This is a genomic window from Pandoraea capi, from assembly GCF_902459735.1.
GTDB lineage: Bacteria > Pseudomonadota > Gammaproteobacteria > Burkholderiales > Burkholderiaceae > Pandoraea > Pandoraea capi.
The window spans coordinates 244,094-259,318 of record NZ_CABPRV010000006.1 but is presented as its reverse complement, the minus strand read 5'-3'; the positions used below and the strand labels follow the sequence as shown (position 1 = coordinate 259,318).

General features: G+C 64.1%; 15 protein-coding genes. 6 read left to right on the top strand and 9 right to left on the bottom strand.

Features of this window, described 5'->3' with window-relative positions:
* The first annotated feature begins 309 nt into the window (after positions 1-309).
* The 6 genes from PCA20602_RS14770 to PCA20602_RS14745 all read left to right on the top strand — a co-directional run bounded on the left by PCA20602_RS14770 (position 310) and on the right by PCA20602_RS14745 (position 6,657).
* Positions 310-1,365, top strand: coding sequence for a porin (locus tag PCA20602_RS14770; RefSeq protein ID WP_150721870.1), 1,056 nt, complete (start codon positions 310-312; stop codon positions 1,363-1,365).
* Between the two features lie 206 nt (positions 1,366-1,571).
* Positions 1,572-1,895, top strand: coding sequence for a hypothetical protein (locus tag PCA20602_RS14765; RefSeq protein ID WP_150721869.1), 324 nt, complete (start codon positions 1,572-1,574; stop codon positions 1,893-1,895).
* 223 nt (positions 1,896-2,118) lie between these two features.
* On the top strand, positions 2,119-3,267 hold the full coding sequence (locus tag PCA20602_RS14760) for an MFS transporter (RefSeq protein ID WP_246182175.1): 1,149 nt from the start codon (positions 2,119-2,121) through the stop codon (positions 3,265-3,267).
* 93 nt (positions 3,268-3,360) lie between these two features.
* Positions 3,361-4,320, top strand: a complete 960-nt coding sequence (locus PCA20602_RS14755; protein WP_150721867.1) for a dihydroorotate dehydrogenase electron transfer subunit — start codon at positions 3,361-3,363, stop codon at positions 4,318-4,320.
* Positions 4,313-5,263: a dihydroorotate dehydrogenase gene (locus tag PCA20602_RS14750; RefSeq protein WP_150721866.1), complete on the top strand. Its 951-nt coding sequence runs from the start codon at positions 4,313-4,315 to the stop codon at positions 5,261-5,263. The genes PCA20602_RS14755 and PCA20602_RS14750 overlap by 8 nt, the downstream gene beginning before the upstream one ends.
* A gap of 80 nt (positions 5,264-5,343) precedes the next feature.
* Positions 5,344-6,657 carry a hydantoinase/carbamoylase family amidase gene (locus PCA20602_RS14745; RefSeq protein WP_150721865.1) on the top strand — a complete coding sequence of 438 codons (1,314 nt, stop codon included), beginning with the start codon at positions 5,344-5,346 and terminating at the stop codon, positions 6,655-6,657.
* A gap of 143 nt (positions 6,658-6,800) precedes the next feature.
* Here the strand turns inward: PCA20602_RS14745 and PCA20602_RS14740 are convergent, their stop codons facing one another.
* The 9 genes from PCA20602_RS14740 to PCA20602_RS14710 all read right to left on the bottom strand — a co-directional run bounded on the left by PCA20602_RS14740 (position 6,801) and on the right by PCA20602_RS14710 (position 15,066).
* On the bottom strand, positions 6,801-8,261 hold the full coding sequence (locus PCA20602_RS14740) for a M20 family metallopeptidase (protein WP_150721864.1): 1,461 nt from the start codon (positions 8,259-8,261) through the stop codon (positions 6,801-6,803).
* A gap of 203 nt (positions 8,262-8,464) precedes the next feature.
* Positions 8,465-8,836, bottom strand: coding sequence for a hypothetical protein (locus tag PCA20602_RS14735; RefSeq protein ID WP_150721863.1), 372 nt, complete (start codon positions 8,834-8,836; stop codon positions 8,465-8,467).
* Positions 8,821-8,988 carry a hypothetical protein gene (locus PCA20602_RS25665; RefSeq protein WP_157112269.1) on the bottom strand — a complete coding sequence of 56 codons (168 nt, stop codon included), beginning with the start codon at positions 8,986-8,988 and terminating at the stop codon, positions 8,821-8,823. Before PCA20602_RS25665 ends, PCA20602_RS14735 begins: the two co-directional genes overlap by 16 nt.
* 1,250 nt (positions 8,989-10,238) lie before the next feature.
* Positions 10,239-10,532, bottom strand: a complete 294-nt coding sequence (locus PCA20602_RS14730) for a hypothetical protein (RefSeq protein WP_150721862.1) — start codon at positions 10,530-10,532, stop codon at positions 10,239-10,241.
* 102 nt (positions 10,533-10,634) lie between these two features.
* A complete protein-coding gene (locus PCA20602_RS14725) occupies positions 10,635-11,582 on the bottom strand; it encodes a DNA/RNA non-specific endonuclease (protein ID WP_246182167.1) in 948 nt (315 codons plus the stop codon).
* Positions 11,583-11,633: 51 nt separating this feature from the next.
* Positions 11,634-11,792 (bottom strand): hypothetical protein, encoded by a 159-nt coding sequence (locus tag PCA20602_RS25660; RefSeq protein WP_174981149.1) that lies wholly within the window; start codon positions 11,790-11,792, stop codon positions 11,634-11,636.
* A 188-nt stretch (positions 11,793-11,980) separates the two neighbouring features.
* Entirely contained in the window at positions 11,981-12,625 is a 645-nt protein-coding gene (locus PCA20602_RS14720; protein ID WP_150721861.1) for an FMN-binding negative transcriptional regulator, read from the bottom strand.
* A 180-nt stretch (positions 12,626-12,805) separates the two neighbouring features.
* Entirely contained in the window at positions 12,806-13,225 is a 420-nt protein-coding gene (locus PCA20602_RS14715) for a DUF2501 domain-containing protein (protein ID WP_425495671.1), read from the bottom strand.
* A gap of 218 nt (positions 13,226-13,443) precedes the next feature.
* Positions 13,444-15,066 carry a restriction endonuclease gene (locus PCA20602_RS14710; protein ID WP_150721860.1) on the bottom strand — a complete coding sequence of 541 codons (1,623 nt, stop codon included), beginning with the start codon at positions 15,064-15,066 and terminating at the stop codon, positions 13,444-13,446.
* Positions 15,067-15,225: the final 159 nt, after the last annotated feature.

Below are 15,225 nucleotides of genomic sequence, written 5' to 3'. Positions count from 1 at the left end.
CAGCCTCGGCCCACGTTGCAGTGCCGGGATTATACCGGTCGCGCGCCCCGTCTGACCGGCGTCGCGTCGCGCGTCAACACTCGCCGAAATTCCCCTCCCTCACCGTGCGATGCGCACCACACTTCGGGCGGTCGAATATTTTTCCGGTTGTCTAATTTTTTAGATATCCGCACGATTCCAGACGCGGCTCCCCCGCCGCATGAGAATGCCGTCACTCGCAAACGGCCTCATGGTGCCGAGGGGGATGACCCAACGCGCAGGTGGTGATAGGCTGCGCGCCGTCCAGAAATTTATACAAACAAAGAGGGAATGATGAAAACCTGGCACAAGGTGGCTGGCGCCGCCGCATTGGGAGCGGCCGCACTCACGGGTACCGCGCATGCGCAATCGAGCGTGAACTTCTACGGGTTGGCAGACGCTTACGTCGGTTCGGTAAAGAACCCCGGCGGCAATGCCGCTGCGGTCCAGCAAGGCGGCGGCATGACGACGTCGTACTGGGGCCTGTCGGGCACGGAAGATCTCGGTGGCGGCAACAGCGCCCTGTTCGTGCTGGAGAGCTACTTCCAGCCGAACAACGGCACCTACGGCCGCTTCGCAGGCGACAGCTTCTTCTCGCGCAACGCCTACGTCGGCCTGTCGAACGCCACCTTGGGCACCTTCCGTCTGGGGCGCATCACCACGCCGATGTACCTCGCGACGATTCAGTTCAACCCGTTCAACAACTCGTACACCTTCTCGCCCATGATCTTCCACACCTACAAGGGTCTGGGGACGCAAGGCGTGGTGGGCGATTCGGCCTGGAACAACGCGGCGGCGTACACCACGCCGACCTACGCCGGTCTCGCGGGCACGTTGCTTTACGCTACGGGTAATAGCGCGCAGGACCACAGCGCGAAGAAGTGGGCCGCGGCCCTCACGTATGCCAACGGTCCGTTTGCGGCGGCCATCAACTACCAGTACGTGAACTTCAGCGCGACGCCCGGCGACTTCGGGGCGCAACTCCCCGGCGTGACCGGTCTGACGAACCAGAACACGGTGCAACTGGGTCTCTCGTACGATCTGTCGTTCGTGAAGCTCTTCGCGCAGTACATGCTCGTGGCCAGTCAGGCGGCCAGCGGCAACTTCCACGCGAACACGGGGCAGCTCGGCGCCTCGGTACCGGTCGGCCTCGGCAGCGTGCTCGCCTCGGTGGCCTACACCGGCTCGAACGGTTCGGGTGACAACCAACGCCGTACGACCTGGGCCCTCGGCTACGACTATCCGCTGTCCAAGCGTACGGACGTCTACGTCGCATACAAGTACGACCACATGAGCGATATGTCGACCGGCCAGACGTACGGCGCGGGCATGCGCATGCGTTTCTGAACGCGCCCGACCTCCGCTCATTACCCGGCATCGCGGCGGGTGTGCTTTGCCAGACACCTCCGCGCCTGCCCGCGACGGCATCTCTCTTTACGCCGCATCTCATGGCCGTCGCGGCCTTCCGACATCAGGGTTAGCCCCGATTATTTTCACCTTGCCCACGCTTTCGGGTTCAGTTAGTCTAAATATTTAGACAGATGGAGCACACGATGGATCTGCAACTCGCATGCGCCTGGTTACAGCGCGATACGGTCGGTCTGTCCGACATCGAGGATTTTGCCGCGCGCTGTCTGAATGCCTCGCGCACCGCCACACGTGAATCCGCGGCCTTGCTGTTGCTCGCCCAGGCGGCCCAGACCTTTGCCGAGCGTCAGTCGGGGATGGCCATCAGCGGCGACACCTTCCACGCCTTTCTGGCACGCACGAAAACGTACGCGACGATGTTGCGCGACGCCGCCGCCGAATCCGACGCCAGCTTTCTCGCCACACTCAATCACTTTGCCGCGCAGTCGACGACCGAGGTCTACGCGTGACGTCACGCGTTTTTTTCACTTGATCGTCTAAAAATATAGACAATTTGACGTTTGCCGTCGTGCGAATTCCATCGCAGGTAGACGTCTCCCACGGGAACCGATCATGGAAGCCAACCTGAACACCTCGAGCGCGCGCCCCGCAGGCGCCTCGCTCAAAGGCGCGGACGACACCGTCACGCCATACGCATGGAAAGCGCTCGCGGGCTCGGCCATCGGCTATGCGATGGATGGCTTCGATCTGCTGATTCTCGGCTTCATGCTGCCGGCCATCACGATCGGTCTGCACCTCACGGCAGGTCAGGCCGGTGCGCTGGTGACGTGGACGCTGATCGGCGCGGTCGTCGGCGGCATTCTGTTCGGTGCGCTCTCGGATCGCTATGGCCGCGTGCGCATGCTGACGTGGACGATTCTGCTGTTCGCCGTCTTCACGGGACTGTGCGCGCTGGCGCAGGGCTTCTGGGACCTGCTGGTCTATCGCACGATTGCGGGCATCGGTCTCGGTGGCGAATTCGGCATCGGCATGGCGCTCGCGGCAGAGGCGTGGCCGGCGTCCAAGCGCGCCCGCGTCTCGTCGTACGTCGCCCTCGGCTGGCAGACGGGCGTGCTCGCCGCTGCCCTGCTCACGCCGCTGCTGCTCTCGTACATCGGCTGGCGCGGCATGTTCGTCGTCGGCGTGCTGCCGGCGCTCGTTGCCTGGGTGCTGCGTAACAAGCTGCACGAACCGGAAGTGTTCGTGCGCCGCACCGACAAGACACCGTCGCACGGTAGCTCGAACGCCTTCCGTCTGCTGGTGAAAGACGCGCGCACCACCCGTGTGAGTCTGGGCATCGTCATTCTGTGTTCGGTGCAGAACTTCGGCTACTACGGGATCATGATCTGGCTGCCGACGTTCCTCTCGCAGAAGCTCGGCTTCTCGCTCACGAAGTCCGGGCTTTGGACCGCCGTGACCGTGCTCGGCATGATGTTCGGCGTCTGGGCCTTCGGTCAGTTGGCCGATCGCATCGGCCGACGTCCCACGTTCCTGCTGTATCAGGCAGGTGCAGTTGTCATGGTGATTCTCTACTCGCAACTGACCGACCCGACCGTGATGCTCTTCGCGGGCGCCTTCATGGGGATGTTCGTGAACGGCATGGTCGGCGGCTACGGCACGCTCATGTCCGAGGCGTATCCCACCGCCGCCCGCGCGACCGCGCAGAACGTGCTCTGGAACATCGGACGCGCCATCGGCGGGCTCGGACCGCTCGTCGTGGGCGCCCTCGCCGCGCGCTACTCGTTCCAGATCGCCATCGCACTGCTCGCCAGCCTGTACGTGCTCGACATGATCGCCACGCGCTTCCTGATCCCCGAACTCAAGGGCGCGGAACTCGAATAACCACCAGGGCCGCGACCGGAACGACGACGGCAAGCACAACGCCTTCGCCACGTCCACGCCGTTACGCGCCTTCCCCCACTATTCGGAGACTCCATGTCAGTCGTTTCTCTGACGTCCCCCAAAGCGACCCGCACGATGACGCCGGTGCACTCGGACACGTGTCACCGGCAGGACAGCCATGACACGTGCCGCACCGATGCGACGACATGCAGCGCAGTCGATACGCCCAGCGTCGCCACGCATCGCTGCCGGGTGCTCAGTCACCACGCGGTGAACGCGCGCTATCGCTACCTGCGTTTGCAGGCCGACGCCGACGTCGCGCTCACCACGCGCCCCGGACAGTTCTATCAGTTGAAGTGCCCGGTGACGGACAACGAAGCGCCGTTCCTGCTGCGCCCGATGAGTGTGTACGGCGTCGGTCCCGAGCCGGACACCATCGAGTTTCTCTACAACGTGACCGGCGTCGGCACCCGTGCGCTCGCCACGCTTGCCGAAGGTGCCACGCTCGATATCGTCGGCCCGCTCGGCAATACCTTTACGCTGAATACCGACTGGAAGCGCGTGATGTTCGTCGCACGCGGTGTGGGTCTCGCGACGATGGCGCCGCTGGTGCAACGCGCCGCAGCCGCCGGATTGCAGTTGACGGTCGTGATGTCCGCGCGCAGCGAGGCGGATCTGATGCGCGACGAATTCCTGCGCTCGCCCGAGGCCCGCGCGCTGGCCGACGTGCACTGCGTGTTCGACAGCGACGGCTCGTCGTCCGTCGACGCCCTGGCGCCGCGCGTGCGCGCGCTGCTCGCCGCTACGCCGCACGACGCCGTCTACACCTGCGGCTCGCATCGTCTGCTGATGCTGCTCCAGCGTGTGATCGAGGCACACCCCGGCATGACCGCCGAAGTCGCGATGGAGCAACGCATGGCGTGCGGCATGGGCGTGTGCCTGTCGTGCGTGCGCCTGTTCGATTGCGACGGTGACAAGCAATTCCTGCGCGTGTGCCGTGAAGGCCCGGTTTTCCCGATTCGTGATGTCGTTGGTGAGGTGGACTTTGGCTGATCTTTCCGTTCGCATCGGTTCGCTGACGCTGCGCAATCCCGTGATGCCCGCGTCGGGCTGCTTCGCCGTCGAATACGCCGAAGCGCTCAATCTGAACCGGCTCGGTGCGCTCGTCATCAAGAGCGTGTCTCCCAACTCGCGCGCCGGGAATCCGACGCCACGCGTGGCTGAAACGGCCAGCGGCATGCTCAACTCCATCGGCATTCCGAGCAAGGGGCTCGACGCCTATCGCCGCGACGTGCTGCCCGCCTACACCCGCTTCGACACGCCCGTCGTCGTGTCGGTCTCGGCCGACACGGCGGAATCGTTCGCCGAAGCTTGCGAGACACTGTCGCTGCCGGAAGTCACCGCGATCGAGGCGAACATCTCCTGCCCCAATCTCGAAGCGGACGGCATGGCCTTCGCGATGCAGGCGGAAAGCACGTACAAGGCGGTCAGCGCGATCCGGCGTCGCACGTCGCACCCGTTGTGGGTGAAGCTCACGCCCAACGCCGGGCAGATCGCGCTGATCGCACGTGCGGCGGAAGACGCCGGCGCCGACGCCATCGTCATGGGCAATACGGTGCTCGGCATGGCAATCGACGTGCGCACACGCAAGCCGAAACTCGGCAATGTGATGGGCGGCCTCTCGGGTCCCGCGATCAAACCGCTGGCCGTGCGACTCGTGCATCAATGTCATCGCGCGGTACGCATTCCGATCATCGGCTGCGGCGGTATCGAGACAGCGGACGATGCGGTCGAATTCATGCTCGCCGGTGCGAGCGCGGTACAGGTCGGCACGGCGTCGTTCCGTGATCCCGCCGTCATGGGGCATATCGTCGACGGCCTCTCCGCGTACTGCGACGCCCAAGGCGTAGAGAAGCTCGCGTCGCTCACCGGCGGTGTCGCCCTCGACGCCCAGTTGACCGACCGCTGGCTGCGCTTCGCGCAACAGTCGGGCTGAGACGTTACGCGATTATCCGAACGTCATGGCAAAGCACTACCTGCAACCTCGCACGGCATCACGCGAAAAGAAGCACACTCATGGAACTGAACGCGGAACTGAACGCGGATCTGAACACCGCCCCGAATGCGGAACCGACGCTGGAACCGGACGCACTGGCCGCGCTGGCCGGGCAACTCTTTAGTGACCTGCGTCGCCTCGGCAGCGATGGCGTCGGCATCACCCGCGATAGCTACGGCGACGGCGAAAACGCGGCAGCGGCGTATCTCACGGAATGGGCGGGACACCACGGCCTTGCGGTCACCCGCGACCGCGCCGCCAACCTGATCTTCACGCTGCCAGAAGATACCGGCGACGCCCCTGCCACGTGGATCGGCTCGCATCTCGACTCCGTCCCGCAAGGCGGCAACTACGACGGACTGGCGGGCATCGTCGCCGGTCTGCTGTGCCTCGTCGAACAGCGGCGCAGCGGGCGTCATACCGCGACGCCAGTGCGCGTGCTGGCGCTGCGCGGTGAGGAAAGCGCATGGTTCGGTCGCGCCTACATGGGATCGAGCGCGCTGTTCGGCAAGCTGACGGACGCCGATCTGGCCATGCCGCATCGCACGCACGGCCGCTCGCTCGGCGACTGCATGGCGCAGGCCGGCGCCGACGTCGACGCGATTCGCGCAGGCGAGACGCTCTTCGATGCGTCGCGCGCCAGAACGTGGCTGGAGCTTCACATCGAGCAGGGACCGGTGATGATCGCGCGCAAGATGCCCGTGGCGATCGTGCCCGGCATTCGCGGCAACGTGCGTCACAACCGCGTGTCGTGTGTCGGCGAAGCTGGACACTCGGGGGCGGTGCCGCGCTGGCTGCGTCACGACGCCATGTTCGCGGTGGCCGATCTCATCACGCGTCTGGACGAACACTGGCGTGCGCTGCTCGAGCGTGGCATCGACATGGTCGTGACGACCGGCATCGTCGGCACCGATCCCGCCGAGCACGCCATTTCGCGCATTCCCGGCAAGGTCGATTTCAGCCTCGAAGTCCGCAGCCAGAGCCCCGACACGCTCGACGTCTTCTATGAACTGATGCGCACCGAGTGTCGCGCCATCGAGCGTGATCGCGGCGTGAAATTCGTCTTCGACCGGCGGTTGTCGTCGGCGCCCGCGATCATGGACAAGCACGTGTCGTCCGTACTCGAAGGCGTGTGCCGTTCGTTCGATCTGCCGCAGGAACGCGTGCCGAGCGGCGCGGGACACGACGCCGCGATCTTCGCCAACGCAGGGATTCCGAGCGGCATGGTGTTCGTGCGTAATGCCAACGGCTCGCACAACCCCGCCGAGCACATGGACCTCGACGACTTCATGCGCGGCGTGCAGGTCATGGAGGCCGCGACACACCGACTTTGATCGCTGACGATCCATCTCCCGGCATCGAACGCAAAACGCACAAACGCAAAACGGGCCGCACTTATGCGGCCCGCTTCACATCGACTTCGCATCGACTTGCTTGCGCGCGGTGTACAGGCCGTCTGACCTGCGCGCGCAGTGACTTACGGCGCCAGCGCAATGACTTCCGCCACGGCGGCCGTGAGCTTCTTCGCATACGGCACATGCAGGAACTCGTTCGGCCCGTGCGCGTTCGACTTCGGGCCGAGCACGCCGCACACCATGAACTGCGCCGACGGAAAGCCCGCTTGCAGCGTGTTCATCAGCGGGATGGTGCCGCCCTGCCCGATGTAGGCCACATCCGCCCCGTAGTGACGTTGCGACGCGGTGTTCAGCGCGGAAGTCAGCCACGGCGCGACGTCCGGCGCATTCCAGCCCGAAGCCGCGCCGGCATCGGACTTGAACGTCACCTTGGCGTTGTACGGCGGATCGACTTCGAGCAACGCCTTGAGCTCCTGCACGGCCTGCGCGGCATCGATGAGCGGCGGCAGGCGCAGCGACAGCTTGAACGCCGTGCGCGGGCGCAGCACGTTGCCCGCGTCGGCCAGCGCCGGCAGCCCGGCCGCGCCCGTCACCGACAGCGACGGACGCCACGTTGAATTGAGCAGCGCTTCCTGCGGGTCGGTCGTCGTCGGCAAGACCGACAGGCCGTCCTGACCGCAAGCCCACGGCATCTTCTTCCAGACGTCGTCGCCGAGGATGTGCGCCGTGGCCTCCGCCTCCTTCAGACGTTGCAGCGGAATCGGGCTATGAAAGCCTTTCGGCAGTACGGTGCCGCTGCCCGCGTCTTCCAGACGCTCGAACAACTGGCGCATGATCCGGAAGCTCGACGGCGCAATGCCGCCGTAACCGCCCGAATGGATGCCTTCGTCGAGCACCTGCACTTCGAGGCTGCCGGAGATCAGGCCGCGCAGCGAAGTCGTCAGCCACAACTGGTCGTAATTACCCGCGCCCGAGTCGAGGCACACGACGAGGCTCACCCGGCCAAGACGCTCGCGCAAGGCGTCGACGTACGGCAGCAAGTCGTAGCTGCCCGACTCCTCGCATGTCTCGATAAGTCCCACGCAGCGCGGACGCTCCACGCCCTGCGCGTCGAGTGCGGCCAGCGCCGTCACGCTTGAATAGATCGCGTAGCCGTCGTCGGCACCGCCGCGACCGTAGAGCTTGCCGTCTTCGAACTTGGGCGTCCACGGCCCGAGGTCCTTGCGCCAGCCGTCGAACTCCGGCTGCTTATCCAGATGGCCGTAGAGCACGATCGTCTCGGTGCTGCCCGAGCGCGTGGCCGGCGCTTCGAAGAAGATCACCGGCGTGCGGCCCTCCAGACGAATCACTTCGAGCTTCAGCCCCTTCACGGGTTGGCGCTCGGCCCACTGTGCGGCGTCGCGCACCACACGATCGATGTAACCGTTGCGCGCCCAGTCGGCGTCGAAACCCGGGCTTTTGGCGGGCACGGCAATGTAATCGGTCAATGCGTGCAGGATTTCGTCGTTCCATTTGCGTTCGACGAATTCACGCAATGCCGCCGTGTCGAGCGACGGCTGAGTCGGAGTGACGGTATCGGTCATGGGAATGTCCTGGGGGATGGGCTTCGGGGGATGTCTGGATAACGGCGACAGGTCGCGCGCCAATATGTCGTCATGATAGCCATTCCGACCGCGTGTGGCGACCGGACGGCAAGACGCCGGGAGCGTGTCGCCGTATCAAGGCACGAGCCGCTGCACAGCCGTACAGCGCTCGACGTCGGTCGAAGAACGGAGGGATGGGGTTGTCAGTTACCGGTGCCCGGCGGCCCGAAGCGGAACACGATCTCGCCCGCTGCCCCGCTGGCCTTGACGCACATTGCCGACTGCGTGCCCTTGCCGGACACGTCTACCGAATGTTCGGCGTCTGCCGCGTTGCAGCGCCAGTAAAACGTCACCGGTCGTTCGCAACGGTTCGTCACTTCGTACCGGTAGTCGGTGACATTCGCGGGTAGCGCACGTATCGCGCCACACGGCTGACCGGCGGTGTCGAGCGGTTCGGTCGGCATCGACGCTGTCTGCGCATGCACAGACCCGCTCGCCGCAACGGCGAGGAGTACCAGCAAGCCAGCCATCCCCGAGTGATGCTTCGCGTTCGCGCGCATCAGATCCAGCGCCATGCGATGGCGATGGCGCCGATGGCGACGCCAATCGAGATGACCACGCCAAACCATGCCAACTGTGCACGCCGCGCCCGGCGGCGGCTGGATTCCGAAGTATCGTAGAAACGACCCAATCCGCCCGAGTACAGCTTTTCCCAGCGAATTTCCATGGCGCACCTCACAAATCAATCAAACCGGCCCGCACTGCTTGTTCTTTTCTTCTTTATCGAAACTTTTGAGGCGCAAGACAATTCGGATAAATCCGGGCAAGTCAGGTAACCCGCAACACCCGAAATCTTCCTGAAATTCCGACGCCACGCTTTCACCTCAAGATCGCACTATTCTTCTGGAATTGCAATAGCGTGAACTCGTAGAATGCGACGCAGAAACCACGAGAGACCACGTCATCGACGATGGATATCGACGCGTAAAGTGTGCTTTATCGTAAAGCACCGCCTGTCTTTAACGAGGGATTTTGAACGATTCAGGGAATTTTGCCCGAACAGTATTTAGGGCAGAAGAATCGGTCTGTAACAAAACGTTTCAAATGCGGGATGGACGCTCGTTCTAATCGCCCGATTGAAAGCGCAAATCGAGGCGTGCCGCGACGCTTGCAAAGCGCGTGCCGCAGGGGCGTTCGAAGATGATGATTCAGAAGCGAATCATGGGAATCGTGAAAGGCAACGTAGCGCGGCAATCCGCCGGAGGCGGCGCCGCGCACGAAAAGGAAGGGGGTGTGACTTTAGCGTCCCAGGAAGGCCGCACCTACTGACAACAGGACGAAACCGCCGACGCTACAGGCGATTGCGATTGCCAACAGGCGTTGAAAGAGTTGCTCGCGCTCACTCGCGCTGCGACGGGAACGGGGTGCATCGTGATGAATCGTTCCCCAACCACTCGAATACACTTTTTTCCAACGGATGTGCATAGAAAACCTCGCGTTGTTTAGTGTTCGTAGCCTTGCCGGTCATCGATTCACATGATCGGAATCGACGAGACGCAGGGCTAGTATGCGCTTTGTCTGCGCACGGTAAACCCCCTATCCGTGCTGCGTCGCCGCAAGCAAAACACGCGATTCGTATGGTTTTCGAGACGTGAAGATGGCACGGCAAAAACCGTCACCGTGACGCGATTCGTAATTTTTGTCGGAGGGTGTCAATGCGACAGAATGTCGCAGGTGCGACAAGTTGTCGCGCAACCCGCATGAACCGTGGAATTAGCAGAATTCGGACGGGCATTACGCGAGGCGTGTCGCAGGCCACTCATGCCCGATAACGCGGGCGGTCAAAACAGGCGTGAGGGAATCGGCGCGGCACGGAAAGGGTTTCGTGCAGCGCAACATCGATTCTTTAAATAAGCGACAGATTCGGGGTAAATCCCGGGGCACGGGGTGTGCCCCACCCCATGTCGCCCATGTCAGTCAGGATTCGAACGGATTCCTGACCGGCTTGGCGGTCGTCCCGGCTGGGGTTTGCCCCTTTTCGGGCAGATCCGCGCTCGCTAACGTTGCCACGATGGCATCGACAACCGCCTTGAGCGCCTGCGCCTGGCGCAGCCCTTCGGCGTCGCGGCGCAGCTCGAGATTGCCGAAGATGGCGACGTGATCGGTGTGGTTTTCGACGTTCAGTTCACCGAGCGTTATGGCATCGGCGTCGTTGGCGAACGGTGCGAAACCGGCCGCAGCCGAAGCGGAAGCAGAAGACGAGGTCGACATGGAAAACTCCTGAATCGGGGGGGAAATCAGTCGTGAAAAGGCTTGAGCGGCAGGTCGCCCGGCAACGTCCAGCGCGCCCCGCCCCGAACACTACCGTGACGCTCAGCGAATGATCGTACGCAGGAAGTCGAGCACCGTCTGCACCTCCCGATACGTCGGCACGTCCGGCTCGCGCTTGCGCTTGCTGCCACCGCCCGCGGCTTTCGGTGCGGGCAGCGACATCGCTGTTTTCTTCACGTTCGCGGGCATGCCGGGGAAGAAATCGATCCCGGCCAATGTCTCGAGTTCAGCCACGCTCACGACCGAATAATCGCCCGTGGCTTCATTCGCGACAAGATACGCGCCCGCCTGCTTGCGCTTCGGGTCGTACACCACCTTGAACAACTGCGTGGGCACCATCACACGATCACCGACCTGCGTGATCGTCTTGCCCTTGAAAAGCGGCCCGGTGATGACGAACAACTCGCCGCGATCCTGCGCAAGTTTGCGCACGCTCGACTCGATCCCGGCCCACAGGTAGCGATTGTTCTCGCTGTTCTGCGGCACCATGTTCGACAGCGAAAAGCTCTCGGACTGCGCTTGCGCATCCGGCATGTCCGCCGACGGCGCCATATGCCCCCGGTCGTAGCCCGAACGCACGTAATCGCGCAACTCGGCGCGCTCACTCGGCGGTAGCTGCGCTTCGGCGTGGAAACTGTTCACGCGCGAGATCTGACGGGCATCGCTCAGGTTGGCGCGCGTGAGATGCTCGGCCGACCAGAGCGGCGTGCGCGTAACACCCGAGTGCATGACGCCGAATGCGCTGAAGCACACCTCTCGCGCCGCGCGCGTCATGGCGCTGTTCGTGATGTCCGGCGCGGTGCCGGACCAGTAGTGATTGCCGCACGCGCTCGCGGCGGCCTGGGCGTCGCGCGGCGCGGCGGCCTGGGCGTCGCGCGGCGCGGCGCCAAGGGCCGCGACAGCGACTGCGGTGGAGATAACCAACTGCCCGGCCATCGCGCGCAAGCGGCTTGCGCGCACTGCGGTGACCGTCCATCGAGACTGCTTCATCGCACTGCTTAGGGGAAGACGTAAGGGGGGGCGATTGTAGCGGATGAACGGCTATTCGGGGACCAGGTTCCCCGCGCCATAGGCAGCGCACTGCAACGTCTGTGCGGGGCCGAGGTTGTCGCACTCATCCGCCTGCGCGCTCGGCAACCATGCCTGCTCGAGAAAGAGCAGGCAGAGCATCAGCGCGAGCACGAGGAGCAGCGTTTTCATTGCGGCATCCGAGTTAGGTTGCCGCATTGTATGCGGGGATCGCAGCGCGAAACCGGTCGCCGTGAGACGGAATTGTTTCGTTTCGTTACCGACGCTCCGACGCTCCGGCATGACGACACGCGGCCCGCGCGAACCGACGCCCGTCACGGCGCCGCCCCGCTTGCACACTCGCCCACGCGCTCAGGCAATCACGCGCCGGGCACCTCACCGCGTTGTGCGACGAGCGCCGCCAACGCTTCGCTCGACGGCCCTTCGGCACGCAGGCCGTTGACTACGCCCACACGATCGGGCATCGGCCGGTTCTGCGACATCTTGAACTTGCCCTCGATGCGTCGAATCGGAATCTCCACACCGACGATAGCGCGCAGCATGCTATCTACGTAGTCCGCCGGCGCATCCTCCACAGCCCACGGTGCCGGACGCCCCTGCTCCTGCGACTGCGTGAGATCACCAACGAGACGCCGCAACCAGGCCGCGTCGTCGATCACGCGCGGTGTGCCCCACACGTGCACGGCGGCATAGTTCCACGTCGGCACGACCTTGCCATGTTCGGCCTTGGCCGCGTACCACGATGGCGTGATGTATCCCTGCGCGCCGATGAACGCGACCAGACACTCATCGACGTCGCGCAATGCCGCGCCATGCGGATTGGCGCGGGCCAGGTGTCCGCGCAGCGTACCGAACTCACCCTCCTGCGCGTACATCAGGAACGGAATCGAATCGGCGATCAGCCCCTGTGCGCCCGCACTCACCAGCAGGCCAAGCGGATGCTGGCGAATCAGATCGTGCAGGACTTCGGGACGATCTTCAGTGAAAGCGGCAGGCTGATACATCGATGACTCCGGTCAAAGGCGGCGGGTGGGGAATGACGCTTAGCGTACGTCCGGGCGTGGCCCGGCGCAAAGACCCAATCGATGGAATTTTTTTGATGCCATGAAGGCAAGCGACGCCGCCGAGGGACTTATGAGACGGACCACCGGCGTGGCCCGCCTCACAGGGCGTGATGCCCGTCGTCAGAGGAAAGACTTGGCCTGATCGAGCACCTTGTCACAGACCTTGCGCGTGAGCTGTTCCTTGAGGCCACCGCCGTTCAGGTCGACGGTCTTGCCGTCCGGCGACGACAGCATGCCTTTGACACCGTCGAGATACCCCGGGCTGGCGGCAGCCGATCCTGACTGCGTGCCGATCTTGCCAAGCAACTTGTCTTTCACGTCGGTCGCGGAGTTAAGATTCGCGCCGCCGAGATAGTTGTTCTTGATGCAGAACTGGAGCACGCCGGTCGCATTGCCGATGCTGCTCGACGTCAGCGATCCCGACGACGCCAGCCCGCCCAGTCCACCCGGCAGCCCACCGGCGCTACCGCTGGAGGTGCCGCCAGAGGTGCCGCCACCTACGGCGTTCTTCAGCAGATCGAGCTGGGCGTGTGCCGACATCGGAACGCCCAGCGCCGTTACCAGCGCGAAGCCGATCGCCCCTATTCGTGCACCTCGTGCACCTGTGCGTGCCCATCGAGTGAAACCAGTGCGGGTCGGGTTGACGGTGCGCGCCTTGCATTCCATGCCTCGGGACATACGATCCTCCGTGATGTGAATGACGTGGGGTCAGGTCGGACCACTATAGCAGGCCGCCCATCACGCACCCCGGACATCCCTCAAAACAGGACGGCGGTCGTATCGATCGTTTCCGGTATCACGACGCTCGCGTCGACCCCGGCATTTTCCTTGAGCAGGAACACGAGATGATGGCCGGAGAGCAATTCGATGCGCCGATCGCGTGCGAACTCCTCGACGCCCTCGTCGAACTCGCCGGTCGTGATCAGCATGCCGCGCGCCGCGCCGATCTGCTGCATCTCGGCGAGCATGGCGCGGGCCACCGCGACCTCCAGTCGCGCCGTGCGGTCCATCACGCGGAATATCTGGACGACGACATCGCCCCCGAAAATCGGATGCGGATCCCACGCGCGGCAGGTCAGCATGCCCTCCTGCTCGCCCGGCAACAGTGGCGGACCTTCGAAGCCATGCGAGCGCAGCAGGTGGAACATCACCTGCGTGAAATCCTTGTCGCTGAGCGTCATCAGATTGAAGCGGCGATCGACGGCGACGTCGGCATCGGTGACGACCTGCGTCATGTCCACGCCCGCGACGGGCGTCACCGCGAGCAACGCTTCGGGACGCGTCGACACCCGTGCGCCGAGCGTCGCCAGATGTGCCGCAGCGTCCCCCTCCGTCAGCACGAGTGCCGCGAAGTCGGCACGCGCCACGTGCGCGCTTGCGAGGCAGACACGCTCGCCCCCGTCGCTCGCATACACGTTGAAGACGATGGCGCCCACATGACGCAGCGGGTCGGCCGAGAACAATTCATGGAGCGAGCGCAACACGATCTGGCGCAACGCACTGGCATAGACCTGCGCACGCATCGCCTCACCCGCCGGCACGCCTTGCACGGTCGCGTCCGCCGCGTTGTAGTGGTAATCGAGGGCAATGGGCACGGCGGCATCGAGCGTCGGCACGTCGTAGCCAATGGCCAGCAACTTGTGCGTCTCGACGTAATGCGCGGCGAGTGTCTGCGTGAAGGCTTCCGGATATGGGCTTCGGCTGAGCACGATGCGTGCATAGCCAGTCACGGCCGCCGCTTCGCCGCGCAGCAAAGCGCCCTCGAAGTCGGCCACCGCCGCGTTGTGACGCGCACTCTCGGCTCGCGCAGCCTCGGTGGCCTTTTGCTGCGCGATCTGGAGAATCATCGATCCTTGCGTGCGACGGATCTTCGATGCTTCGTACTCCCGTTCGGTATGCACGAATTCGCTACGCGCCTTGGCGACGGCCTGCTCATAACGGCCAGACGCTCCCGGCATGGCCAGCGCCAACCGCCCCGGCTTTTCGGGCGCAAAGGCTTCCCACTCGGGTTTGGGCAGGACTTTCGGGAGATGGCGCGTGTCGAGCACCGGCGGCGTGTTGCGCGCCCGCAGATCGGCCGGCGGAATCCGCAGGTCGCGAGCAAGGCCGTCGGCCAGCAAACGCTCCAGCCTCGCCATTTCGAACCTGGCGCGAGCGCCCTGCGCAGCCGCCTCCGCCTGACGCCAGGCCAGATGCAGACGCTCGCCTGCCGCCGCGTCGCCCGCAGGCGCTTCTTCCCAGGCGCGCTGCGCCTGATCCAACGCACGGACTTCCGCCAGCGAACGCGCCTGCGATTGCGCGTGCTGCTGCTCGCGCAAGTGCGCGGCGCGCCAGAACTCGCGCGCCAGTCGATCGATGATGCTCTCGAATCCCCGGTTCACTACTGCCCCCGCATGCAATTTTGATTTTGTTTTGTCCCGCGAACTACCATCCAACCCTATCCGACATTTATGTAGGGGACGATTGTAGGACGTTGCCCCACTTTGCCGCAAAAAAATCTTTGATTCTCAAGACATCCGGACATGTTACGCATACAACGC

What these genes read in the sequence shown, in the direction of transcription:
- PCA20602_RS14755 (WP_150721867.1), top strand. Translation starts at nt 3,361, where the DNA reads ATGTCAGTCGTTTCTCTGACGTCCCCCAAAGCGACCCGCACGATGACG.
- PCA20602_RS14715 (WP_425495671.1), bottom strand. Translation starts at nt 13,225, where the DNA reads ATGTCGGCACACGCCCAGCTCGATCTGCTGAAGAACGCCGTAGGTGGC.
- PCA20602_RS14725 (WP_246182167.1), bottom strand. Translation starts at nt 11,582, where the DNA reads ATGAAGCAGTCTCGATGGACGGTCACCGCAGTGCGCGCAAGCCGCTTG.
- PCA20602_RS14720 (WP_150721861.1), bottom strand. Translation starts at nt 12,625, where the DNA reads ATGTATCAGCCTGCCGCTTTCACTGAAGATCGTCCCGAAGTCCTGCAC.
- PCA20602_RS14760 (WP_246182175.1), top strand. Translation starts at nt 2,119, where the DNA reads ATGGATGGCTTCGATCTGCTGATTCTCGGCTTCATGCTGCCGGCCATC.
- PCA20602_RS14770 (WP_150721870.1), top strand. Translation starts at nt 310, where the DNA reads ATGATGAAAACCTGGCACAAGGTGGCTGGCGCCGCCGCATTGGGAGCG.
- PCA20602_RS25660 (WP_174981149.1), bottom strand. Translation starts at nt 11,792, where the DNA reads ATGAAAACGCTGCTCCTCGTGCTCGCGCTGATGCTCTGCCTGCTCTTT.
- PCA20602_RS14735 (WP_150721863.1), bottom strand. Translation starts at nt 8,836, where the DNA reads ATGGCGCTGGATCTGATGCGCGCGAACGCGAAGCATCACTCGGGGATG.
- PCA20602_RS14740 (WP_150721864.1), bottom strand. Translation starts at nt 8,261, where the DNA reads ATGACCGATACCGTCACTCCGACTCAGCCGTCGCTCGACACGGCGGCA.
- PCA20602_RS14730 (WP_150721862.1), bottom strand. Translation starts at nt 10,532, where the DNA reads ATGTCGACCTCGTCTTCTGCTTCCGCTTCGGCTGCGGCCGGTTTCGCA.
- PCA20602_RS14745 (WP_150721865.1), top strand. Translation starts at nt 5,344, where the DNA reads ATGGAACTGAACGCGGAACTGAACGCGGATCTGAACACCGCCCCGAAT.
- PCA20602_RS25665 (WP_157112269.1), bottom strand. Translation starts at nt 8,988, where the DNA reads ATGGAAATTCGCTGGGAAAAGCTGTACTCGGGCGGATTGGGTCGTTTC.
- PCA20602_RS14765 (WP_150721869.1), top strand. Translation starts at nt 1,572, where the DNA reads ATGGATCTGCAACTCGCATGCGCCTGGTTACAGCGCGATACGGTCGGT.